The sequence below is a fragment of the Providencia hangzhouensis genome (genome assembly GCF_029193595.2).
Classification (GTDB): domain Bacteria; phylum Pseudomonadota; class Gammaproteobacteria; order Enterobacterales; family Enterobacteriaceae; genus Providencia; species Providencia hangzhouensis.
Genome location: NZ_CP135052.1, coordinates 2,265,111 through 2,287,754, shown reverse-complemented (window position 1 = coordinate 2,287,754; position 22,644 = coordinate 2,265,111). Strand labels below are relative to the sequence as shown.

Annotated in this window: 21 protein-coding genes; 8 read left to right on the top strand and 13 right to left on the bottom strand. The window is 38.4% G+C overall.

Annotated elements, in window-relative coordinates; genetic code table 11:
- Window positions 1–190 precede the first annotated feature (190 nt).
- Entirely contained in the window at window positions 191–748 is a 558-nt protein-coding gene (locus tag PZ638_RS10275; protein WP_004254142.1) for a septation protein A, read from the top strand.
- 59 nt (window positions 749–807) lie between these two features.
- Here the strand turns inward: PZ638_RS10275 and PZ638_RS10270 are convergent, their stop codons facing one another.
- On the bottom strand, window positions 808–1,005 hold the full coding sequence (locus PZ638_RS10270) for a YqaE/Pmp3 family membrane protein (RefSeq protein WP_004254139.1): 198 nt from the start codon (window positions 1,003–1,005) through the stop codon (window positions 808–810).
- Window positions 1,006–1,295: 290 nt separating this feature from the next.
- Between PZ638_RS10270 and yciA the strand changes: the two genes are divergently transcribed.
- Complete coding sequence (gene yciA, locus PZ638_RS10265) at window positions 1,296–1,730, top strand: acyl-CoA thioester hydrolase YciA (protein ID WP_094960526.1); 435 nt, start codon at window positions 1,296–1,298, stop codon at window positions 1,728–1,730.
- A gap of 82 nt (window positions 1,731–1,812) precedes the next feature.
- Here yciA and PZ638_RS10260 read toward each other — a convergent pair whose 3' ends face one another.
- Both PZ638_RS10260 and PZ638_RS10255 read right to left on the bottom strand, forming a co-directional pair.
- Complete coding sequence (locus PZ638_RS10260) at window positions 1,813–2,532, bottom strand: TonB family protein (RefSeq protein ID WP_094960525.1); 720 nt, start codon at window positions 2,530–2,532, stop codon at window positions 1,813–1,815.
- Window positions 2,533–2,659: 127 nt separating this feature from the next.
- Window positions 2,660–2,833, bottom strand: a complete 174-nt coding sequence (locus PZ638_RS10255; protein ID WP_004254127.1) for a YciY family protein — start codon at window positions 2,831–2,833, stop codon at window positions 2,660–2,662.
- Between the two features lie 287 nt (window positions 2,834–3,120).
- Between PZ638_RS10255 and cls the strand changes: the two genes are divergently transcribed.
- On the top strand, window positions 3,121–4,581 hold the full coding sequence (cls, locus tag PZ638_RS10250; RefSeq protein WP_094960524.1) for a cardiolipin synthase: 1,461 nt from the start codon (window positions 3,121–3,123) through the stop codon (window positions 4,579–4,581).
- 22 nt (window positions 4,582–4,603) lie between these two features.
- Window positions 4,604–4,936, top strand: a complete 333-nt coding sequence (locus PZ638_RS10245) for an HI1450 family dsDNA-mimic protein (protein WP_004254123.1) — start codon at window positions 4,604–4,606, stop codon at window positions 4,934–4,936.
- 101 nt (window positions 4,937–5,037) lie between these two features.
- Here the strand turns inward: PZ638_RS10245 and oppF are convergent, their stop codons facing one another.
- The 7 genes from oppF to PZ638_RS10210 all read right to left on the bottom strand — a co-directional run bounded on the left by oppF (window position 5,038) and on the right by PZ638_RS10210 (window position 13,474).
- Window positions 5,038–6,039 carry a murein tripeptide/oligopeptide ABC transporter ATP binding protein OppF gene (oppF, locus tag PZ638_RS10240; RefSeq protein ID WP_004254119.1) on the bottom strand — a complete coding sequence of 334 codons (1,002 nt, stop codon included), beginning with the start codon at window positions 6,037–6,039 and terminating at the stop codon, window positions 5,038–5,040.
- Entirely contained in the window at window positions 6,036–7,025 is a 990-nt protein-coding gene (oppD, locus tag PZ638_RS10235; protein WP_036957694.1) for an ABC transporter ATP-binding protein, read from the bottom strand. The genes oppF and oppD overlap by 4 nt, the downstream gene beginning before the upstream one ends.
- A gap of 10 nt (window positions 7,026–7,035) precedes the next feature.
- Window positions 7,036–7,944 carry an oligopeptide ABC transporter permease OppC gene (oppC, locus tag PZ638_RS10230; RefSeq protein WP_004254117.1) on the bottom strand — a complete coding sequence of 303 codons (909 nt, stop codon included), beginning with the start codon at window positions 7,942–7,944 and terminating at the stop codon, window positions 7,036–7,038.
- Between the two features lie 14 nt (window positions 7,945–7,958).
- Entirely contained in the window at window positions 7,959–8,879 is a 921-nt protein-coding gene (oppB, locus tag PZ638_RS10225) for an oligopeptide ABC transporter permease OppB (RefSeq protein WP_094960523.1), read from the bottom strand.
- Between the two features lie 71 nt (window positions 8,880–8,950).
- Window positions 8,951–10,591 (bottom strand): oligopeptide ABC transporter substrate-binding protein OppA, encoded by a 1,641-nt coding sequence (oppA, locus tag PZ638_RS10220; protein ID WP_036957693.1) that lies wholly within the window; start codon window positions 10,589–10,591, stop codon window positions 8,951–8,953.
- A 93-nt stretch (window positions 10,592–10,684) separates the two neighbouring features.
- Window positions 10,685–12,298, bottom strand: coding sequence for an ABC transporter substrate-binding protein (locus PZ638_RS10215; RefSeq protein WP_144141294.1), 1,614 nt, complete (start codon window positions 12,296–12,298; stop codon window positions 10,685–10,687).
- A gap of 531 nt (window positions 12,299–12,829) precedes the next feature.
- Complete coding sequence (locus tag PZ638_RS10210) at window positions 12,830–13,474, bottom strand: YchE family NAAT transporter (protein ID WP_004254112.1); 645 nt, start codon at window positions 13,472–13,474, stop codon at window positions 12,830–12,832.
- A 482-nt stretch (window positions 13,475–13,956) separates the two neighbouring features.
- Here PZ638_RS10210 and adhE point away from each other — a divergent pair, with 482 nt between their 5' ends.
- A complete protein-coding gene (gene adhE / locus PZ638_RS10205) occupies window positions 13,957–16,662 on the top strand; it encodes a bifunctional acetaldehyde-CoA/alcohol dehydrogenase (RefSeq protein WP_094960521.1) in 2,706 nt (901 codons plus the stop codon).
- A 195-nt stretch (window positions 16,663–16,857) separates the two neighbouring features.
- Here adhE and PZ638_RS10200 read toward each other — a convergent pair whose 3' ends face one another.
- The gene (locus PZ638_RS10200) at window positions 16,858–17,487 is read right to left on the bottom strand and encodes a thymidine kinase (protein ID WP_004254108.1); all 630 of its coding nucleotides are present in this window, start codon (window positions 17,485–17,487) and stop codon (window positions 16,858–16,860) included.
- Window positions 17,488–18,029: 542 nt separating this feature from the next.
- On the opposite strand from PZ638_RS10200, the gene hns reads away from it, so the two are divergent.
- Window positions 18,030–18,440, top strand: a complete 411-nt coding sequence (gene hns, locus PZ638_RS10195) for a histone-like nucleoid-structuring protein H-NS (RefSeq protein WP_004254106.1) — start codon at window positions 18,030–18,032, stop codon at window positions 18,438–18,440.
- Window positions 18,441–18,906: 466 nt separating this feature from the next.
- Here hns and galU read toward each other — a convergent pair whose 3' ends face one another.
- Together galU and rssB are read right to left on the bottom strand one after the other, a co-directional pair.
- Complete coding sequence (gene galU, locus PZ638_RS10190; RefSeq protein WP_036957689.1) at window positions 18,907–19,827, bottom strand: UTP--glucose-1-phosphate uridylyltransferase GalU; 921 nt, start codon at window positions 19,825–19,827, stop codon at window positions 18,907–18,909.
- A gap of 159 nt (window positions 19,828–19,986) precedes the next feature.
- Window positions 19,987–20,997 (bottom strand): two-component system response regulator RssB, encoded by a 1,011-nt coding sequence (gene rssB / locus PZ638_RS10185; RefSeq protein ID WP_094960520.1) that lies wholly within the window; start codon window positions 20,995–20,997, stop codon window positions 19,987–19,989.
- Window positions 20,998–21,122: 125 nt separating this feature from the next.
- Between rssB and PZ638_RS10180 the strand changes: the two genes are divergently transcribed.
- Together PZ638_RS10180 and purU are read left to right on the top strand one after the other, a co-directional pair.
- Complete coding sequence (locus tag PZ638_RS10180; RefSeq protein ID WP_004254092.1) at window positions 21,123–21,602, top strand: YchJ family protein; 480 nt, start codon at window positions 21,123–21,125, stop codon at window positions 21,600–21,602.
- A gap of 95 nt (window positions 21,603–21,697) precedes the next feature.
- Window positions 21,698–22,546: a formyltetrahydrofolate deformylase gene (purU, locus tag PZ638_RS10175; RefSeq protein ID WP_004254090.1), complete on the top strand. Its 849-nt coding sequence runs from the start codon at window positions 21,698–21,700 to the stop codon at window positions 22,544–22,546.
- The last annotated feature ends 98 nt before the right edge of the window (window positions 22,547–22,644 follow it).

Sequence of the window (22,644 nt, the reverse complement as noted above, 5' to 3'; positions counted from 1 at the left end):
ATTTTATGTATTACTTATATCCGAACTAATAAAGTTTATCTAGAAGTAAGTCAAATAATCGTAAAATAGTGCAAATATGATTGGTAACAAAACATGTTTATTGGTAAAAAGGTGCAAACTTTTAACAATTAAAGCCAAAATCGGTTAAACTACTCCATTATCTTTACGTTGAGGCGCTGTATTCACTGTTATGAAACAACTTATTGATTTTATTCCTTTGGTAATCTTTTTTATAGTCTATAAAAGATACGATATTTTCTATGCGAGTGGCGCACTAATGGTTACCACTCCCTTAGCGTTATTAGCAACCTACCTTATTTATAAAAAAGTTGAGAAAGTTGCAAAAATCACCTGTGCAATTGTGATGAGTTTTGCTGCGTTAACCCTTATTTTCCACAGTGATGCATTTATTAAATGGAAAGTCACTATCATCTATGCTGCGTTTGCTGGCGCATTACTCTTTAGCCAATGGTTTACTGAAAAGCCCCTAATTCAGCGCATGTTAGGCAGTAATCAAGAAATAAAATTAGCAGATAGTTATTGGAACAAACTCAATAGTGCATGGGCAATATTCTTTATTTTCTGCGCATTACTGAATATTTATGTTGCTTTCTGGATGGCGCAAGATATTTGGGTGAATTTCAAAGTCTTTGGTCTGACAGCGGGAACATTAATATTTACAGTACTGAGTGTGGTCTATATTTTTAAAAATATGGTTAAAGAGCCTGCAGAAAAACACGAAGAATAATTAAAAATTAGAGTTAAAAACCTGCTAATTGTCTATCGATTAGCAGGTTTTTTTTCTTATTAATAGCGCTTGTCACCAAATGCTTTTTCAATTTTTTTATCTGTATTGTACTGTGATAATGCGTATACCGACCATATGGCAGCGGGTAGCCAACCAATTAACGTGATCTGTAGAATTAAGCAAATGACCCCAGCAAAGGGGCGCCCTATCGTAAAAAATTGCAACCAAGGTAATAATATTGCCAGTAACAATCTCATTTCATACCTCTAAATTAATCAATAAAATTTATATTATTGAGTATAGCCAATTCAATCAATTGACTAAATATAAAAAACACTTCTTGCTTTTTCTTTGCAAAAGTTGATCTTTTTACCAAGAATTAGACGCCGTTTATTAATAATGGGTACCATATTTGTCTTATTTTTGCAGCAATTCAATCAAATAGCTATTATCAATCAATAACTGTATGGTTCAGGTTTACTATTGCATATGTAATTTGTTATAAATGCAAAATCAAAAGTAATAACCCTTTTAATAAGAGTCAGATATGCAATTGCCGAACGGTGAGTTGGTTTTACGTACATTAGCCATGCCCGCAGATACTAATGCGAATGGTGATATTTTTGGTGGCTGGTTAATGTCACAAATGGACATTGGTGGGGCTATCTTAGCAAAAGAAATAGCGCTCGGACGAGTTGTTACTGTGGCAGTTAATGGCATTAAGTTTCAAAAGCCCGTTGCAGTTGGTGATGTTGTTTGCTGCTATGCACGTTGCTTAAAAACAGGAAAAAGCTCAATTACCATTAATATTGAAGTTTGGGTAAAAAAAGTCGCAACGGAGCCTGTTGGGCAACGTTACCGTGCTACTGATGCGGTATTTACTTATGTCGCAGTTAATGATGATAGTACCTCACGTTCATTACCCAAAGAAAAACAACATTTTCAGTTAGCGAGTTCAGATCAAAAAACTAACAAAGCATAAGTTTTTAGCTCCACTCATTATGTAAAAACTAAAAAGCACCATCATTGCTGTGGTGCTTTTTTATACAACCTAATGTTAACCATTAGACTTGGCTAACAGTGCCATCTAATTTGAAATAAATTTCAGTCACGTAGCCTTTTGCAGGTTGCTTTTCAAAAGTCCAACGGTTCATTGCACGTTTAACATCCCGCTCGAATAAACCTTTAGGTGAGGCTTCGACAAATTCAATATTTGTCACTCGTCCACCATCATCAATATCATAACGAACTTTCACATATCCTTCTTTACCTAAGCGACGCGCGCGTTCAGGATAGGAAGGAGCTTGTTTATGCAGAGCCCTCGGGCCGCCTTTCTTAGTCGATTGACTATTACTTGCCCCTGTATTGTTTGCAGTTTTAATTGGACTGTTATTCGTTTTCGGCGCAGTAACGTCTGATTTAAGATTATTCATCGCCAATTGCTTTTCAACTGGCTTAACATCTTCTTTAATTTTTTTCTTTTCTTCCTGTTTTGGCTTAGGCTTTTTCTTTACCTCAGGTTTCTTCTTGGGTAATGCAATAACAGGTTCAACTACCGGTTCGGGTTCAGGTTCTATAACGGGCTCTGGTTCTGGCTCTACCAGTGTTTCAACCTGCTCAACGGGCTCAGAAGCAGGCTCAGGGGCGGCAAAAGCAATCATAGAAATCGTCAATGGTTCAGGGTCTCTGACCAAGTTAGGTTGATTAAAAATCCATGCCATTGCAAGACCCGCATGAATAGATAATGAAACGACGATAATTAAAGTCCAACGCATCCAACGCATATGCAATTTCTACCCTACACCTGTCTACCAAAAAAGAATATGACTGATAGTTTAAATGCAAATAGCAATCATATTCAATAAGGTTTGTCATACAAAGTGAAAAATGTGAGTGTACGCTGTAATAACCTTACTCAATCCATTGGGTAAAAAGCAGGGAATGCCGACGATGGTAAATGTCAATTTTACGCATTGCATAGATGCGCATGTTTCGCCTTGAATGCCCTTCTAGCCAGCGTCTACGGCGACGTAGGGATTGTCTTAACATACGCCAACGCCCTACTTCATGCCTACTACGTCTCATTTAATTGTGTCCTTTTATCGTCTAAAAACTATTAGAAAAAAATATTATATTCCTTTGAAAAAAAGAACCAAGAGGAACTTTTTATGTCATTTCGGTGCACTGCTTTTAATTTCATGATGATAAAATCAATTAACAAAACTATTTTTCCTAACAAATTACTCTATTTCACGAAGCTTTTACTGCAGAATTTTGCTAAATTCTATTAAGTTGATATTTTACTAACAGTTTTTTTAGCTAAACTATCTTTTTTTGAACCTTTTTCTTATCAGTGAGGCATCTGACCCGTTATGGCAACCGTCTATACACTTATGAGTTGGCTTCTGTTCTTCCTATATTGGCTAATTATTGCAGCAATTACAGTCCGCATTTTAGTCAAAAGAAGGCCGGTCACCTCAGCCATGACATGGCTCCTGATCATTTATATTCTGCCATTAGTCGGGATTATTGCCTATGTCGCCTTCGGTGAACTTCACCTCGGTAAACGTCGAGTCGATAAAGCTCATGATATGTGGCCTTCCGTCGCGACATGGTTAGAAAACTTACGAACTTCAAAACATATCTTCGCCACTGATAATAGCCCCGTCGCTGAACCATTATTTCAGTTAGTTGAAAAGCGCCAGGGTATTGCTGGTGTTAAAGGTAATAGAATTCAACTTTTAACTACCTGTGAAGACTCATTAAAAGCGATAGTCAATGACATCAACAATGCCCAGCACTCGATTGAAATGGTCTTCTATATTTGGCAACCGGGTGGTTTAGTCGACGGTGTTACCGAAGCCTTACTTAATGCCGCTAAACGCGGTGTTAAGTGCCGGATTATGGTGGACTCCGCGGGAAGTTGGCATTTTTTCCGTAGCGATTACCCCGAAAAAATGCGTGCTGCAGGTATTGAGTTTGTAGAATCATTAAAAGTTAATTTGATGCGTTTCTTCTTGCGTCGAATGGATTTACGTCAACATCGTAAAATAGTGGTTATCGATAACTATATTTCATATACAGGCAGTATGAATATGGTTGACCCTCGTTATTTTAAACAAGATTCAGGGGTTGGTGAATGGGTTGACATTTTAGTACGTATGGAAGGCCCTGTGAGTACCACATTAGGTATTGTGTATGCTTTTGACTGGGAAATGGAAACCGGCCAACGCGTACTCCCACCACCGCCTGACAGTAATATTATGCCTTTTGAACAAGCGAATGGGCATACAACACAAATTATCGCCTCAGGACCGGGCTTCCCTGATGAGTTGATTCAACAGTCACTGATGACCGCGATGTTCTCTGCGCGCAAACAACTGATCATGACCACCCCTTATTTTGTGCCTAGTGATGACCTTTTGCATGCAATTTGTACAGCAGCAATGCGAGGTGTCGACGTCAGTATTATTATGCCAAGGCAGAATGACTCATTCCTTGTTCGCTGGGCAAGCCGCTCATTTTACAGTGAATTATTAGCTGCTGGTGTTAAGATTTATCAATTTGAAGATGGTTTATTACACACGAAGAGTGTTTTGGTTGATGGCGAGCTTAGCCTTGTTGGTTCAGTAAATCTTGATATGCGCAGTTTATGGCTCAATTTTGAAATAACAGTGGTCATTGATGATAAAAGTTTTGGTAGCGATCTCACGCTAGTTCAGTATGATTATATTGCGCGTTCAACTCGTTTAGAAATTGAAGAATGGGAACAACGTCCGTTCTGGAACCGTGTCGTTGAACGCATTTGCTACTTCTTTAGCCCATTGTTATAAATTAAGTTAATTAGGAAAGGTCATGACTGAAATACAAAATACACCTTTAATCGATGAAGATGACATCATTGAAATGGCTTATGACCTTTTTCTTGAAGGGGCAATGGATAATTTAGAGCCCGCTGACCAATTAATTTTTGCTTTGCAGTTTGAAGAGTTAGGTGCCGCAGAAATTGTTCCTGTTACCCTTAATTGGCAAGAGATGATTACTGAAGAGCTTAATTTAAACCAATTAAGTGAAGTGGTTATTGGATTAGCTCAAAGCCCGGATGCCGAATTAGACGATATTTTTGCTCGCGTATTAATTAGCCGCCACCCTTCTAAACCGTTTCACCATATTTTTTGGAAGAAATAGTTGATTAAAAGGGACATTTCGTCCCTTTTTCGTCCCTTTTGGATTAATTAAAGTAGAAGCCCCCTAGACACCATTCCCTTTCGCCCATCATGAGAAAACAATCACAATGGGTCAATTTTCAAACAAGACACCGCATGTTTGAAACTCCCTTCTAATAATGGCCTTGTTTTTGCACACTCTTCATCCGCTAATGGGCAACGGGTTCTAAATACGCAACCTGAAGGTGGGTTAATGGGTGATGGCAATTCACCCTCTAGAAGCTCTATTACCTTATTTTTTTCTTTATCGGGATCAGGAACAGGCACTGCTGACATCAATGCGCGTGTATAAGGATGTAAGGGATTATTGTATACCTCATCATAGGTACCAAGCTCTACGGCATGCCCCAAGTACATCACTAAGACACGGTCAGAAATATGCTTAACAACCGCCAAATCGTGCGCGATAAAGATTAGCGATAATTTCATTTCGCGTTGTAACTCTTGCAATAAATTAACAACTTGTGCTTGAATTGACACGTCTAATGCAGAAACTGGCTCATCGCAAATCACGAGTTTAGGTTCTAAAATCAATGCTCTTGCGATACCAATACGCTGGCATTGCCCTCCCGAAAACTCATGGGGGTAGCGGTTAATCAAATTTGGTAATAAGCCAACCCGCATCATCATTTTTTTCACTTTTTCTGTGATTTGTGATGGTGGCATTTTAGGATGATAGGTTTTTAATGGCTCAGCGATAATGTCACCGATGGTCATTCGCGGATTAAGCGAAGCCAGTGGATCTTGGAAAATCATTTGAATATCACTGCGAACACTGCGCCACTCTTTATCAGTTTTACCTAATAAATTCTGCCCCAGCCAACTTACCGTACCATCCGTTGCTTTAACTAACCCAATAAGTGCTCGAGCAAAAGTGGATTTACCGCACCCTGATTCCCCGACTACACCTAATGTTTCACCTTCATATAAACGAAGTGTTACGCCATCTACCGCTTTAAGGCTTTTGTTTGGTTGCCAAAACCACTGTTTTTTATCTCGAATCTCAAAATGGACTTTAAGGTCATTCACTTCGAGTAAAACTGGCCTATTTTCATGGGTACTCATACCAATTCCTCCAGTGGCTTAAAGCAGGCACGTAACCGCGTTTGACCAAATGTGGTTAATGCAGGTTCTTGGTCAACACATTGCTGAACTGCATATTGGCAACGAGGTGAAAATGGGCAGCCTTTGGGTAAACGTAATAAATTAGGCGGATTGCCGGGAATGGTAGCTAAACTTTCGTCATCACCATCGAGGCGCGGAACAGCAGCTAACAAGCCAAGTGAATATGGATGAGATGGATGATAAAAGATATCCTTCGCAGTACCGTACTCCATCGTGCGTCCTGCATACATCACTAGGACTTTATCACATACCCCTGCGACGACCCCAAGGTCGTGGGTGATCAAAATAATTGCAGTATCAAACTCTTGTTTTAACTCATTGAGCAACGTCATGATTTGCGCTTGTACAGTCACATCAAGTGCTGTCGTGGGTTCGTCAGCAATTAACAGCTTTGGTTGGCATAACAGGGCCATTGCAATCATGACGCGTTGTCTCATTCCTCCTGAAAACTCATGTGGATACATATTCATACGCTTACGTGCTTCAGGCATTTTAACGGCATCTAACATACGAACTGATTCTTCGAAAGCTTCTCTTTTACTCATGCCTTTATGTAACATGAGAACTTCCGACAGCTGTGTACCAATTTTCAAATAAGGGTTCAATGATGTCATTGGGTCTTGAAAAATCATTGAAATCTCTTCCGCTCGCATACGGTTTAATTCTTTTTCTCTTAAATTCAAAATCTCACGGCCATTAAACATGGCAGAGCCATTAATTCTGCCATTTTTGGCGAGTAAGCCCATGAGTGCGAAAGCAGTTTGTGATTTTCCTGAGCCTGATTCACCAACTATGCCAAGCGTTTCCCCCGCACTTAATTCAAAGTTCAATTTGTTTACGGCGGTAACCTCACCATCTTGAGTTGCAAATGTCACACTGAGATCTTTCACGGATAACAGAGGGCTTTTCATTGAGTTATTTAACATATTATTCCCTCTAGCGATCTTTCGGGTCGAGCGCATCTCGTAGCCCGTCACCGATGAAGTTAAAACAAAATAGCGTAATGACTAAGAAACCGGCTGGTATCAGTAGCAACCATGGCGTCACTTCCATTGAGTTCGCCCCATCACTTAATAACGCCCCCCAACTACTTAACGGCTCTTGTGTGCCTAAACCTAAAAAGCTTAAGAATGATTCAAACAAAATCATACTTGGAACTAATAATGACGCGTAAACGACTACTACACCTAAAACGTTAGGTACAATATGACGTAGAATAATCTGCCGCGTACTAACACCACAAACAAGCGCTGCCTCAATAAATTCCTTACGCTTTAATCCGAGTGTTTGTCCGCGAACAATACGCGCCATATCCAACCAAGACACCATTCCTATCGCCACAAATATCAGTAAAATATTGGTCCCAAACAACGTGACAAGGAGGATCACAAAAAACATAAATGGGAAGGAATTTAAAATTTCTAATATACGCATCATGATGGAATCCACTTTTCCACCCACATAACCCGCTAATGAACCGTATAAAGTGCCTACCACGACTGCGACTAAGGCTGCGGCAACTCCCACCATTAAGGAAATTCGCCCACCTATCGCGACACGCACTAATAGGTCTCGGCCTGAAGCATCCGTACCAAAATAATGCCCGGTTGCCATATCCGGTGGCATTGACATCATTTCCCAATCGGTGTCGTCGTACAAAAAAGGCGACATCATAGGAGCAAAAATCACAAATAGAGTAATTAACAACAATACGCATAAGCTAAATATTGCCGCACGGTTGTGCATAAAACGGCGCCTTGCATCTTGCCATAAACTGCGCCCTTCAATATCTAGCTGCTCTGAAAAGTTTGCCAGAGCTTCACTATTTTTTTGGTTCGATAGCATCGTGTTTCTCCGACTTAATAACGAATTTTAGGGTCAATAACTGCGTACAAAACATCGACAATCGCATTAAACGTAATTGTCAGTACCCCAACTAAAATTGTTAAACTCAATACCAGTGAGTAATCACGATTAAGTGCGCCGTTAACAAAGAGCTGACCGATCCCCGGTAACCCAAAAATAGTTTCAATTACCATCGAGCCAGTAATAATCCCCACAAAAGCGGGACCCATATAGGAAAGCACAGGAAGCAACGCTGGTTTAAGCGCATGGCGTAAAATGATAGTTCTTAGTGGTAACCCTTTAGCACGTGCAGTACGAATAAAATTAGAATGCATAATTTCGATCATCGAACCGCGTGTAATACGGGAAATACTTGCAATATAAGCAAGTGAAAGTGCAACCATTGGTAGCACCATGTGTTTTAGGTTTCCACCATCCCACCCACCACCAGGGAACCATTTCAAATGAATGGCAAAAATCAGCACCAATAAAGGTGCCACAACAAAGCTTGGGATAACAACCCCCGTCATGGCAAACCCCATGACTGTAAAGTCCCATTTGGTATTTTGGTTGAGTGCGGCTATCACCCCTGCAGAGACCCCAAATAGAACAGCAACAATGAATGCCGTTGCCCCTAATTTTGCAGAAACAGGAAATGCTTTAGCCACTAAATCATTAACACTGTAGTCCTTGTATTTAAATGATGGGCCAAAGTCACCTTTGGAAAGCTGAATTAAATAATTAAAATACTGCTTATACATGGGATCATTTAAATGATATTTAGCTTCAATATTTGCCATCACTTCCGGTGGCAATTTCCGTTCACCCGTAAACGGGCTCCCTGGGGCTAATCGCATCATAAAAAATGAAATGGTAATCAGAACCAAAAGAGTCGGAATGGCTTCTAACAACCGACGAATAATAAATTTCAACATCGCTCTTTCCTACTTCTATTGCCTAAATAGGCGAACATCTGGCTCCAATAAATGGAGCCAGAACAACTATATTAGTGTTTAATAATGTACAGATCTTTAGTATGCAGGTTATCTAATGGATCTTTGCCACTATACCCCCCCACATAAGGTTTCACTAAACGCGTATTAACATAGTAGTAAAGAGGAACAATACCTGAGTCTTTATCGAGTAATTTTTCGGCTTGTTGATAGAGTTCAGCACGTTCATCATCCGTTTTGACTTGCAATGTTTTTTTCATCACTGCATCAAAATCTGTATTTTTATAATGAACAGTATTATTACTGCTGTAGGAAAGTAACATATTGAGGAAAGATGAAGGTTCGTTATAATCCGCACACCAGCCTGCGCGGGCCACATCATAGTTACCTTGATGTCGGCTATCTAAGAATGTTTTCCATTCTTGATTTTCTAGTTTCACTTCTGCGCCAATATTTTTCTTCCACATAGAAGAAGCGGCGATGGCAATACGCTTATGTAAGTCTGAAGTATTATACAATAAATTGAATTTTAGAGGGTTGGCTTTGTTATATCCCGCCTCTTCTAGCAGCTGTTTCGCTTTTTCATTACGCTGCTCTTGGGTCATATTCGCATACCAATCCGGTTTTTCTGTTTTCATTCCACTGGTAAATGGTGGAGTGAATCCATACGCAGGAATATCCCCTTGGGCTTTGACTTTATACGTAATCGTATCTCTATCCATAGATAGTTTTAATGCTTCACGAACACGAGGGTCATTAAACGGCGGTTTTTCATTATTAATTTCATAATAATAAATACATAGATATGGGTTCACACGTAACTCATTCGGCATGTTTTGTTGTAAACTTTTGAACTGCTCAATAGGTAAGTTACTGTATGTCATATCAATTTCGCCACTGCGGTAGCGGTTTACATCAGTGACTTCTGAAGAAATCGGTAAAAAAGTCACTTGGTCAATAATGGTATTCGCATTATCCCAATAGCTTGGGCTACGCTCTAATACAATACGTTCGTTTACCGTCCAATCCTTTAATTTATATGCTCCATTACCTACAAAGTTCTGTGGTTGCGTCCACTTAGCACCATGTTGCTCAATGACTTTTTTATTGACTGGCGACATGGATGAGTGAGCTAATAATTTAGGAATATAAGGAACGGCTTCACTCAGTGTAATAACTAAAGTTTTGTCATCAAGAGCTTTAATACCAAGTTCTTCAGGTTTTTTCTTCCCAGCGATAACATCGTCAATATTACTAATATGGGCATATTGTAAATAGCTTGCATAAGGCGATGCAGTATCAGGGTCAGCCAATCGTCGCCAACTATACACAAAATCTTCTGCCGTGACAGGGTCACCATTAGACCATTTCGCGCCATCGCGAATTTTAAATGTCCATTCTGTAAAATCTTTATTTTCCCAGCTTGTTGCCGAGCCAGGTAAAATTTCGCCATCAGGCCCCACTATTGTGATCCCTTCGAAAAGGTCTCTTGCTAAAGCAGATTCCGGTACCCCTTCTATTTTATGAGGGTCTAACGATTGCGGCTCAGAACCGTTGTTGCGAACCATCACTTGCTTTTCAGCCAGTTCAACGCCCGCAGGAACCGTTGCTGCAAAACTTGTTGCTATAGAGCCCATTGCCAGCCCAGCCGTTACACTAAGCGCAATAATCGATTTATTGATTAACTTACTCATCTTATCGGTTACTCCCATACATAATTATTATGATTGTGTGTTGATACATGTTCACCCAGTAGATGAACACTTTTTATAATTATTTAGATATTATTAATTAGGTTCACTTATATATAACCGTTTAATATCCGTATAATCAAGAGGGTCATTACCTTTAAATCCACGAACACTCGGTTTTATCATTCGAGCACTGACGCGATAATAAACAGGAACAATAGCCGAATCATTGTCTAGCAAGGCTTCCGCTTGCTGGTAAATTGTATGGCGAGATGAAGAGTCCGGTGCTGTTAGCGCTTGCTCAAGCAAGGCATCAAACGCTGGATTATTATAAAAAGTGGTATTATTACTATTTTGAGACAGCATCATGTTCAAAAATGCGGTTGGCTCGTTGTAATCGGCACACCACGTTGCTCTGGCAACATCATAATTTCCTTCATGGCGGCTTTGTAATGATGTTTTCCATTCTTGGTTTTGCAGCGTCACTTGCGCACCAATATTTTTCTGCCACATGGACGCCGCAACAATAGCTTGCTGCTTATTTTGATCTGATGTGTTGTACAGTAAAGCAAATTTCAATGGGTTTTCTTTAGTATATCCGGCCTCAGCAAGCAAATCTTTAGCACGTTGATAACGTTGTTCTGCTGATAAATTTGCCCATTCCGGTAAGGTAAAATTACCATTATTAATAAAACTTGGCGTAAAGCCATAAGCGACTTTTTGCCCTTGAGCGATAATTTTATTGGTTATTGTTTCTCTATCTAATCCTAACTTTATTGCTTCCCGCACTCTTGGATCATTAAACGGGGCTTTTTGATTATTTATCTCATAATAGAACGTGCACAAATAAGGCCGAACATACAATTCATTCGGCCTCTCTTGCTGCATTTTTTTATATAAAACAGGTGGGATTGCAGAGTTAGAAATATCAATTTCACCACTACGGTAACGGTTAATATCACTCACTTCGGAGCTAATCGCTAAAAAGGTCGCTTGCTCAATACGGCTATTTTGGTTATCCCAATAAAATGGATTTCGTTTGATAACAATACGTTCATTTACTACCCAGTTATCCAATACGTATGCCCCATTTCCAATAAAATTCTTGGGTTGGGTCCATTTATCACCATGTCGTTGAATTGCTGACTTATTCACGGGCTTCATAGACGTATGAGAAAGCATATCAACGAAATAAGGCACTGGGTGGCTCAACGTAACTTGTAAATGTTGCGGGTCAAGTGCTTTCACACCCAGCGCTGTTGCCGGCATTTTTCCCGCTAAAATCGCATCTGCATTTAAAATATACGCATTTTGTAAATAACTGGAGTATGGGGAGCCAGTATTTGGGTCAGATAAACGTTGCCAGCTATACACAAAATCTTCAGCGGTTACAGGTGTGCCATCACTCCACTTTGCATCTTCCCGCAAAGTAAAAGTCCACGTAGTGAAATTTTCATTACTCCAACTTTTAGCAACCCCAGGAACTGCTTTACCGTCTATATCGGTATACACTAAACCTTCTAATAAATTTAATATCACATTGCCTTCTGGAACCCCTTCCACTTTGTGGGGGTCTAGTGATGTCACTTCTGAGCCATTGTTAATTGTAATAACCTGTTTTACTTTTTCCGTGGCACTAGCCTGTAATGTAACAACTAATAAAGAAAGTACACCAAAACCAAGTGTTGATTTGAACATTCTATCCCTCATGATTCATCAATAGCGCTATAACCTCATTTGCAGCCATCTTTACGCTGATATTTAAGCCCTGGTACCGCTATTTCCTTATGGGCAATCCACTTCATGAACTCAAACAATTAAAACAATTAATTAACATTGATCAGTTAAAAATTTTAAGTAAATTTTAAAAAAATCGACGTGAAATTTTAATTTTTCTTATATTTCAATACGCTAGAATCAATTTGGCTATCCACCATAAAATAACCCCCAAGCTCATTTCCAAACATATCATTAACAAACACCAATTAGAATAGTGAATAAATTTACGTAGCTCACAATTCCTTACTTTTTATCCCTGTTTTAGCAAAAAATGCCACATATAATTACAGGTATCATTTTTTTTATGTGTGATTATTAATAGCTAAAGTTTTATTAAGCCATTTAAGAAAGAGAAATGTGCTATCTGTATAGCAAAATTGATGTGTGTAATATGAGGTAATTAGCGGCAGGTATGGCTGCAAATAGATATAGTTTGCAGCCATTAAAAGAAAAGAGATTAGATTACAATAAGCCCGGGAATATGGCCTTAACACCTGTCACAATAAACTCTATACCCAATGACATCAGTAATAGACCCATGATACGCGTTACTACGTTGATCCCTGTTTGACCTAAGTAACGAACCAATAAAGACGCTGAGCGGAATAATAACCAACAACAAAAGGCAAATGCGATACTCGTCAACGCTAAGCCTAAAAAGTTTTGCCACCCATGCCAGCGAGATGACCAAACAATACAAGAACTTATTGCACCAGGCCCTGCCATTAGGGGTAAAGCCAAAGGCACAACACCAATGCTATCTCTAACCGCAGTTTCTGTTTTTTCTTGTTTATTTTGTTTGTCTTCCCCAATTTTACCGCTGATCATTGACATCGCTATTGTGACGATCAAGATCCCACCAGCAATACGGAAAGAATCAATTGAGATACCAAACAATTGCAATATTGAGTCACCAATTAATAATGATGTACATAAAATGATAGCAACTGATGTATTTGCAATAGTATTGGTTTTATTTCTCCCCGCATTACTTTGATAGTTTGTCATACTAATAAACACAGGCAATATGCCAACTGGGTTTACGAGTGCAAACAAACCAATAAAAAATTTAATATATCCCGATAAATCAAGTAATGCGCTACTCACCCATTCATTTCCTTAAGCAGTTCTCTTTAGAGATTTATTGATATCTTTTATAATTTTACCACCGATGTCATTAATTTCCTTGAGCAAAACAATATTTTCTTTAACTTGCTAAATTTGCTTAGTATTTAGTTAGATATACATAAATTATCTGCACAAGTTGTTTTGATAATATTAAATTAAGTAATAGATGAACAACATTTATTCAACTTGTGCATAAATACACGTGCTGAAAGGAGTCAGCCTGACATTTTCGTGACCTGGATCACTTTATTTAATTACCGTTTTGTTAATCTACTCTTAACTGATAGACAGAGCTAATTAGGATATTAACTCAGTACGGAATAAGGTTTTTAAGCCAATAGGCGATCATGAGCAGCGTTATTATAGATAACATCTATACTTTTATCTTTAAGCATTTCCTTGTTCTATCGATGCATTGCTCATTGGCTTAAAAAGTTTAACATTTATCAGGAGTAATCTATATGTCCGTAACTAACGTTACCGAACTCAATGAACTCGTTGCTCGTGTCAAAAAAGCTCAACGTGAATTCGCTACTTTTTCCCAAGAAAAAGTTGATGAAATCTTTAGAGCCGCGGCTCTCGCTGCTGCTGATGCACGTATCCCTCTAGCAAAACTTGCTGTCGAAGAATCTGGAATGGGTATTGTTGAAGATAAAGTGATTAAAAACCACTTCGCTTCAGAGTACATCTACAATGCTTATAAAGACGAAAAGACCTGCGGCACGCTATCTGAAGACCCAACATTTGGGACAATCACCATTGCTGAGCCGATTGGTATTATCTGTGGTATTGTGCCAACAACTAACCCAACTTCAACCGCGATTTTTAAATCACTTATTAGCTTAAAAACGCGCAATGCTATTATATTCTCCCCTCATCCTCGCGCTAAAATTGCTACCAACCGCGCGGCACAAATTGTGCTTGATGCTGCAATTGCCGCTGGTGCACCGAAAGATATTATTGGTTGGATTGATTCCCCTTCTGTTGAGCTATCCAACGCTTTAATGCACCACCCTGATATTAACCTGATTTTAGCGACCGGTGGACCAGGCATGGTCAAAGCTGCTTATAGTTCTGGAAAACCTGCAATTGGTGTTGGTGCTGGTAACACCCCTGTCGTTATTGATGAAACCGCAGATATTAAGCGTGCTGTCGCGTCTATCTTGATGTCAAAAACATTCGATAACGGAGTTATTTGTGCATCTGAACAATCCGTTGTAGTCGTTGATGAAATCTACAATCAAGTTCGCGAGCGTTTTTCAAGTCATGGTGGTTACCTGCTACAAGGAAAAGAGCTTAAAGCGGTTCAAGATATCATTTTAAAAAATGGTAACTTAAATGCCGCTATTGTTGGCCAACCTGCTTATAAAATTGCTGAAATGGCCGGTATTACTGTGCCAAAAACCACTAAAATATTAATTGGTGAAGTAAAAAGCATCGATGAGTCAGAACCGTTCGCACATGAAAAACTTTCACCATTATTAGCGATGTACCGTGGTAAAAACTTTGAAGACGCGGTTGCCAAAGCAGAACAACTTGTCGAAATGGGCGGGATCGGCCATACCTCTTGTTTATACACTGACCAAGATAACCAACACGAACGCGTTAACTATTTTGGCCAAAAAATGAAAACAGCGCGTATTTTAATCAATACGCCAGCATCTCAAGGTGGTATCGGAGACCTTTATAACTTTAAATTAGCCCCTTCTCTTACTCTAGGTTGTGGTTCTTGGGGTGGTAACTCCATCTCTGAAAACGTGGGTCCAAAACACCTAATCAATACCAAAACTGTGGCGAAGAGAGCTGAAAATATGTTGTGGCATAAACTTCCGAACTCAATCTACTTCCGCCGTGGTTGTCTACCTATCGCCCTTGAAGAGATTGCAACTGATGGTGCAAAACGCGCCTTTATCGTAACCGATGGCTATCTGTTCAATAATGGTTATGTTGATGAAGTGGTTAACGTTCTCAAAAAACACCACATTGAAACAGACGTTTTCTTTGAAGTTGAGGCAGACCCAACATTAACTGTTGTCCGTAAAGGTGCAGCACAAATGCAAGCATTCCAACCTGATGTGATCATTGCATTAGGTGGTGGTTCACCAATGGATGCGGCTAAAATCATGTGGGTCATGTATGAACACCCAGAGACTCATTTTGAGGAATTAGCATTACGTTTCATGGATATACGTAAACGTATCCACCGCTTCCCTAAAATGGGCGTTAAGGCTAAATTAGTTGCTATCACAACAACTTCAGGTACAGGTTCTGAGGTCACCCCATTTGCTGTAGTGACTGATGATAAAACGGGCCAAAAATATCCATTAGCAGATTATGCATTAACGCCAAATATGGCCATTGTTGATGCCAACTTAGTCATGAATATGCCTAAATCTTTAACTGCTTTCGGTGGTTTAGATGCTGTCACCCATGCGTTAGAAGCTTATGTTTCTGTTTTAGCTAACGAGTTTACTGATGGTCAAGCACTTAAAGCACTAAGCTTATTAAAAGATTATTTACCAGCAAGTTACCATGAAGGTGCTAAAAATCCTGTAGCCAGAGAACGCGTACACAACGGTGCGACACTTGCCGGTATTGCATTTGCAAACGCATTCCTAGGTGTATGTCATTCAATGGCACACAAACTTGGCTCAGAATTCCATATTCCTCATGGTCTCGCTAATGCTCTATTAATTTGTAACGTTATCCGTTTCAATGCTAATGATAACCCAACAAAACAAACTGCATTTAGCCAGTACGACCGCCCTCATGCGCGCCGCCAATATGCAGAAATTGCGGATCATTTGGGACTCACTAACGTCGGAGATCGTACTGCTGCGAAAATTGAAAAATTACTCACATGGTTGGAGGAAATGAAAGCCGATTTAGGTATTCCTAAATCTATTCGTGAGACTGGTGTTACTGAAGCTGACTTCTTAGCTCGCGTAGATAAACTTTCTGAAGATGCGTTTGATGACCAATGTACAGGAGCTAACCCTCGTTATCCTTTAATTTCTGAAATTAAACAGCTATTACTGGATTCTTATTATGGTCGCGAGTTTGTTGAGCACCAAGACGCACTTGTGATTGAAAAAGAGGAAAAAAAAGCCCCTCAGAAAAAATCAACCGTAAAAAAAGAAGCAGAAAAGAAAAGCACTAAGAAATAATGTTAAGCACATAATTTAAAAATAAAGGCACTGCAATAATTGCAGTGCCTTTTGTTTCGTTATTTAAAATCAATTGCTATAAAAATGTAGAAATCAATATCATATAAAATGATTTAACTCACTGAGTTATATCATTAATAGCCATAATATCCGATAACTGAATCCTGTTTATTCTCTACACTAGATTATTTCTGTTTACCTAAAATGGAGTGGTTTCTTAGGTATAACGCCTTCATTCATCAACTGAGCCTGTTTTATTGCTTCTGAATAGTGTTTACGACAAACAGAGATATACTTTTCATTACCGCCTATATCGACTTGTAGGCCTTCATATACAGGCACCCCATCACTTCCTATACGCAATACCTTACTCGCCTTACGTCCGCAATAACAAACTGTTTTTAGCTCAACTAATTTATCAGCCCAAGCAAGCAAGTATTGACTGCCCTCAAATAATTGCCCTGCAAAATCGGTACGCAACCCATAGCATAAAACTGGAATATCCTCGTTATCAACTATGTCACATAATTCTTCAACTTGTTTTTTTGTTAGGAATTGGCATTCATCAATAAGAACACAATGGACTTTTTGTTCACTATTTTCTTTTTTTATCAGTTCAGCCATATTTGTTGTTGTTGAGTATAATAACGCTTCCGCTGATAAGCCTATGCGCGATGAGACTTTTCCTTGTTCAAAACGGTTATCTATCTCTGCTGTAAAAATAACCGTACGCATCCCTCTTTCATTATAGTTATACGATGATTGCAATAATGACGTTGATTTTCCCGCATTCATAGCTGAATAATAAAAGTAAAGCTGAGCCATTTGGCTGTTCCCTCAAAATTAATATACGTAATAATTTTACCATAAAACTAGCTTTAGGATTAACAATAATGGTGTAGATGCTGTTTACTTATTGAAAATTGAACTTTTCCCAGTTCAGTTTATACCTTATTGCTTATACCTTATTGCAAATATTGCTTAGCTTGCGGGCAAAAAAACCAATTTGATATTAACTATAAACAGTTTCAACTAAAGCACATTCCGCTAAAAAACATCATCAAAAAAAGAAAATTTAAGCGAGTCTATCCCTTCAATTCATTCCGAGTAAAAGTAAAATGAGACCCTCCTCTTCTTTTTTGAATTATTTAATCACTAAGATTTTAGCTTATTCCTATTTTTCGTTTAGTTCAGTTATTGATAATAGCTATATATATATCTACGAAAAGTTTATTTTTCTTTTGTAAAAAAATTGCATTCGTTAAAGATTACTTTTAAACTAAGGATGTAATTTAGCTATTGCAGAATTTAAAATAGCATTCTATTATTACTGTACACATGCCAACAAATAATTTGAGACCAGGAAAATGAGCGAATCATTAAAAGCGTTAAATAACATCCGTACTCTTCGTGCTCAAGCTCGCGAAGTAACTTTAGAATCTTTAGAAGAAATGCTGGAAAAATTAACCGTCGTTGTTGAAGAACGTCGTGATGAAGAAAGCCAAGCTCGCGCGGAATTAGAAGAACGTAACCGTAAATTGGAAAAAGTTCGTGAAATGATCCTTGAGCAAGGCGTAGATTTAAATGACCTTCTGCAAACAATGGATTCAGGTAAAAGCACTAGCACTCGTGCTAAACGCGCTGCACGTCCAGCTAAATATAAATATGTTGATGAAAATGGCGAAACCAAAACTTGGACAGGCCAAGGCCGTACTCCAGCAGTAATCAAGGTTGCCATTGAAGAACAAGGCAAATCTTTGGATGATTTCTTAATCTAATAGCCTCAACATGTATTTTAAACACCCTTTTATAAGGGTGTTTTTATTTAATCCTTTATATATTATTTATATTAACCTGCACTAAGAAAAAGCCCTTATCTATTATAGCTACAGTCTTTAGCACTAAAACCGCATAACTGCCGCTCCCTACTTCAATTAACTGTTCTGTTTTAAGCTGTTACGACGTATTACGCCATCTACCAAATAATCATGATAAATAAAAGCATAGCAGTAAAGATATGTAAGCTTAATTAGATAAACTTAAATATTTTTCAGTGATTCTATTTATGTAATGAAGTTGTATGCTAATTTTTGTACTCTCACCACTTATAACGTGTACAGACTGAACAGCTCAAGTCAGAGTGTTCCTCTTTATACTTGGTATTTTTGTTAATGATTTATTTATCTACGTATAAAAAAAGGCTAACAAATTAAGTTAGCCTTTAATAAAATTTATTGCGGAATTTTATTTTGCTGAATTCAATGATACTGATAATTTCTTCAGCCACTGGGTAAACTCATCTCCCAGTGCATCATGCTGCATTCCATATTCAACGAACGCTTTCATATAACCTAATTTATTTCCACAGTCATGACTTTTACCACATAAGTGGTAGGCCTCTACTGGCTCATTATTTTCCATCATTAATGCAATAGCATCGGTTAATTGTATTTCATCCCCAGCACCTGGCGCTGTTTTGGCTAATGCATCCCAAATCTTTTCAGATAAAACATAACGGCCAACAATAGATAAATTAGATGGAGCTTCTTCACGTTTTGGTTTTTCAACCATACGAATAATTCTTTTACTATCTCCAGGTTCTAACATTTCTCCATTACAATCCACAATACCATAGTTAGATACATCTTCTTCAGGGACTGGTTCAACTAAAATTTGACTTGCGCCTGTTGACTCATATTGTTCTAGCATTTCACGCAAGTTAAATTTGGTTAAATCTGTACTGTAACGGTCTAAAATGACATCGGGTAAAATAACCGCAAAAGGCTCTTCACCGACTAAAGGTTTAGCACACAAAATTGCATGACCTAATCCTTTTGCTATTCCTTGTCGTGTTTGCATAATCGTTACGTGGCTTGGGCAAATAGATTGAACCTCATCCAATAACTGGCGCTTAACACGCGCTTCCAAGATAGCCTCTAACTCAAAGCTTGTGTCAAAGTGGTTTTCAATGGAATTTTTTGATGAATGTGTCACTAAAACAATTTCATTGATCCCAGCAGCGATACACTCATTAACAACATATTGAATAAGTGGCTTATCAACTATTGGTAACATTTCTTTTGGGATTGCCTTTGTTGCAGGAAGCATACGAGTCCCTAAGCCCGCAACTGGGATTACCGCTTTACGCACCTTGCGCTGTGTCATTTTTATCACTCCAGATATCATCTTAGCCTCTCGAATTTTACTAAAGTAACAAGAGGCATTTTAAGTGCGCAGAAGTATATCAGGAAATGTTCATGAATAAATAGCGACGAGTCCGAATAGAGTTATTCAGATTAAAAGAGTATACATTTTAGGTAATAACTATGTTTCGGGGTTAAACATTAGTTTTATTTTCTGGCTATTATTGCGAATTAAACACTGCCAAGCATTTCCTTTTACCTCTAAATGATTAGATTGGTAAAATTTCAACGCTCCTAAAGGAAGGCTTCTAGATAACTTAACATGCGTATTTTCTGTCGTTATATCCGCTTCTAAACCTGCACTCGCCATAATAATCGCTTTATTCCGTGTATTAAAATACCCCAATAATAGCGGAAACTGGCCACTAAACCCCGAATCCTCCAGTAAATAATTTATTTGGTTAATAATTCTATCAATATTGGGTAATTTTTTTTCTGGGTGGCTTACCGCACTTTTCAAGAGATCATTGAACACGACTCTAATCAAAAAAGCAGCCATAATGCCTTCTTGAGGAGAGCGCTCAGTATCAATACAGTAAAAACCTATTTGGCTGTCTGAAATGGGCGCTAGGTCTAATAATAATCCAAAACGGTTAGCCTCATTAAGTTGGCGATAGTTAATTCGGTAATTATTTATAATTTGATGTACTGGTGGTTGTAACTGTTTCAATACCGCTAACAGTTCTTGAGTATCGTTTTGCATTAGTGTCGAAATCTGAGGGATTTCCTCTCCTAACAGCTCTGTTAGGCTATTTTGCTCAGGATACAACGCAGAAAGGATTGTCACTTTAACTTCATCTAAATTTTTTATTGGCTTTAACAAAGCATCCTTTGCACCTAAGCGAAACATTCTATCTAACTGAGTGAAATCTGTTGTTGCTGTAATCACAATGACAGGAATATCAATATTACGCGCAACTAACGCTTTCATAAACGCTTCACCATTCATGACAGGCATATTTAAGTCACATAGAATGATATCAGGTTTGATACGGTCTATTGTTAACATCTCTATTGCTAATTGACCATTATCTGCGGTATAGATCTCAATACCCAGCGTTTCTAGGTAGTTTTTTAAAATTGTACAGAAGGTGATTTCGTCTTCTATTATGAGTATTTTTCTATTTTTCATAAGATACCTACTGCAAAAGCCTGGTTTAATTAACAATACAATTATTCATACGATAAAATCATTTATTCGCCATCATTTAAGTATAGTGACTTTTCAATCTTATACTTATTTTTATAGAGAGTGTTATGAAATCACAAGTAGAAGATAGGTGTTACTGTGGCAACGAAGCACAATTTGAGCAATGCTGCGCTCCTTTTTTACAAGGGAAAGCTATTCCACAGACACCAGAGCAACTTATGCGTTCAAGGTATAGTGCTTATGTACACCAAGACGTCGATTATCTTATTAAAACATGGCACCCAGATTGCCATGCTCAAGAATGGCATCAAGAAATAGTCAATAGTTTTCCGAAAACACACTGGTTTGGTCTTCGTGTTATTAGTTCTTCTTATGCTAAAAATCCCAATGAAGCTTATGTCGAATTTTCGGCTTGCTTTATTGATGAAAAAGCTGATCATAAGCAGCTTATTCATGAACGTTCGCGTTTTATTAAGATGGATTCGTGTTGGTATTATATAGACGGCATTACCCCCAAAGTCGGTCGTAATGATTTATGCCCCTGTGGCTCTGGTCAAAAATATAAAAAGTGTGGTCATCCAGACTAATTACCCTTTATTTAATGCCTGTCTAATGAGACACATTTGATACTCAATCCGTCATTTTTTCATATCGCTTTGTTAGTTAAGGATTAGGCTGTTTCATGCAACACAAAATTGTACAGAAAAAAATTCTCAGGACAATTTGCCCTGACGCGAAAGGATTAATCGCGAAAATCACCAATATTTGCTATAAGCACCAACTCAACATTGTACAAAATAATGAGTTTGTTGATCATCACACTGGCCGTTTCTTTATGAGAACTGAGTTAGAGGGAATTTTCAACGATGAAACATTATTAGCTGACCTCGATGATGCATTACCAGTTGGATCTCAACGTGAATTAAACACAGCGGGTCGTCGTCGTATTGTCGTTATGGTTACAAAAGAAGCACATTGTTTGGGCGACCTGCTCATGAAGAGTGCTTATGATGGCTTAGATGTTGAAATTGCAGCGGTTATTGGAAACCACGACACGCTAAAAAACTTAGTCGAACAATTTGGCATTCCATTCCACCATATTAGCCATGAAGGCCTAACACGCGAACAACATGACGAAAAAATGACAGCGCAGATAGACCAATATCAGCCTGATTATGTTGTCTTAGCTAAATATATGCGTGTATTAACGCCTGCATTTGTGCAGCATTATCCAAACCAAATTATCAATATTCACCACTCGTTTTTACCTGCATTTATTGGTGCCCGCCCTTATCACCAAGCTTATGAGCGTGGCGTAAAAATTATTGGGGCTACTGCGCACTTTGTTAATGATAACCTTGATGAAGGACCAATCATTACACAGAATGTGATTAATGTAGACCATACATTCACAGCCGATGATATGATGCGTGCAGGGCGTGATGTTGAAAAAAATGTACTAAGCCATGCTCTCTATTGGGTCTTAGCTCAACGTGTATTTGTATATGGTAATCGCACCATTATTTTATAAGCCAATAATATAGCGGCTTATTTAACAACACTTTGTTGATTTAACACGCATTAAGAATAAAAAAACAGCAAACAACCATTTTATTGAAAATTAATGCT

What these genes read in the sequence shown, in the direction of transcription:
- PZ638_RS10200 (WP_004254108.1), bottom strand. Translation starts at nt 17,487, where the DNA reads ATGGCTCAGCTTTACTTTTATTATTCAGCTATGAATGCGGGAAAATCA.
- PZ638_RS10260 (WP_094960525.1), bottom strand. Translation starts at nt 2,532, where the DNA reads ATGCGTTGGATGCGTTGGACTTTAATTATCGTCGTTTCATTATCTATT.
- purU (WP_004254090.1), top strand. Translation starts at nt 21,698, where the DNA reads ATGCAACACAAAATTGTACAGAAAAAAATTCTCAGGACAATTTGCCCT.
- oppC (WP_004254117.1), bottom strand. Translation starts at nt 7,944, where the DNA reads ATGCTATCGAACCAAAAAAATAGTGAAGCTCTGGCAAACTTTTCAGAG.
- oppA (WP_036957693.1), bottom strand. Translation starts at nt 10,591, where the DNA reads ATGAGTAAGTTAATCAATAAATCGATTATTGCGCTTAGTGTAACGGCT.
- yciA (WP_094960526.1), top strand. Translation starts at nt 1,296, where the DNA reads ATGCAATTGCCGAACGGTGAGTTGGTTTTACGTACATTAGCCATGCCC.
- oppD (WP_036957694.1), bottom strand. Translation starts at nt 7,025, where the DNA reads ATGTTAAATAACTCAATGAAAAGCCCTCTGTTATCCGTGAAAGATCTC.
- galU (WP_036957689.1), bottom strand. Translation starts at nt 19,827, where the DNA reads ATGACACAGCGCAAGGTGCGTAAAGCGGTAATCCCAGTTGCGGGCTTA.
- PZ638_RS10255 (WP_004254127.1), bottom strand. Translation starts at nt 2,833, where the DNA reads ATGAGACGTAGTAGGCATGAAGTAGGGCGTTGGCGTATGTTAAGACAA.
- oppF (WP_004254119.1), bottom strand. Translation starts at nt 6,039, where the DNA reads ATGAGTACCCATGAAAATAGGCCAGTTTTACTCGAAGTGAATGACCTT.
- rssB (WP_094960520.1), bottom strand. Translation starts at nt 20,997, where the DNA reads ATGAAAAATAGAAAAATACTCATAATAGAAGACGAAATCACCTTCTGT.
- hns (WP_004254106.1), top strand. Translation starts at nt 18,030, where the DNA reads ATGAGCGAATCATTAAAAGCGTTAAATAACATCCGTACTCTTCGTGCT.
- PZ638_RS10270 (WP_004254139.1), bottom strand. Translation starts at nt 1,005, where the DNA reads ATGAGATTGTTACTGGCAATATTATTACCTTGGTTGCAATTTTTTACG.
- PZ638_RS10215 (WP_144141294.1), bottom strand. Translation starts at nt 12,298, where the DNA reads ATGAGGGATAGAATGTTCAAATCAACACTTGGTTTTGGTGTACTTTCT.
- oppB (WP_094960523.1), bottom strand. Translation starts at nt 8,879, where the DNA reads ATGTTGAAATTTATTATTCGTCGGTTGTTAGAAGCCATTCCGACTCTT.
- PZ638_RS10245 (WP_004254123.1), top strand. Translation starts at nt 4,604, where the DNA reads ATGACTGAAATACAAAATACACCTTTAATCGATGAAGATGACATCATT.
- adhE (WP_094960521.1), top strand. Translation starts at nt 13,957, where the DNA reads ATGTCCGTAACTAACGTTACCGAACTCAATGAACTCGTTGCTCGTGTC.
- cls (WP_094960524.1), top strand. Translation starts at nt 3,121, where the DNA reads ATGGCAACCGTCTATACACTTATGAGTTGGCTTCTGTTCTTCCTATAT.
- PZ638_RS10275 (WP_004254142.1), top strand. Translation starts at nt 191, where the DNA reads ATGAAACAACTTATTGATTTTATTCCTTTGGTAATCTTTTTTATAGTC.
- PZ638_RS10180 (WP_004254092.1), top strand. Translation starts at nt 21,123, where the DNA reads ATGAAATCACAAGTAGAAGATAGGTGTTACTGTGGCAACGAAGCACAA.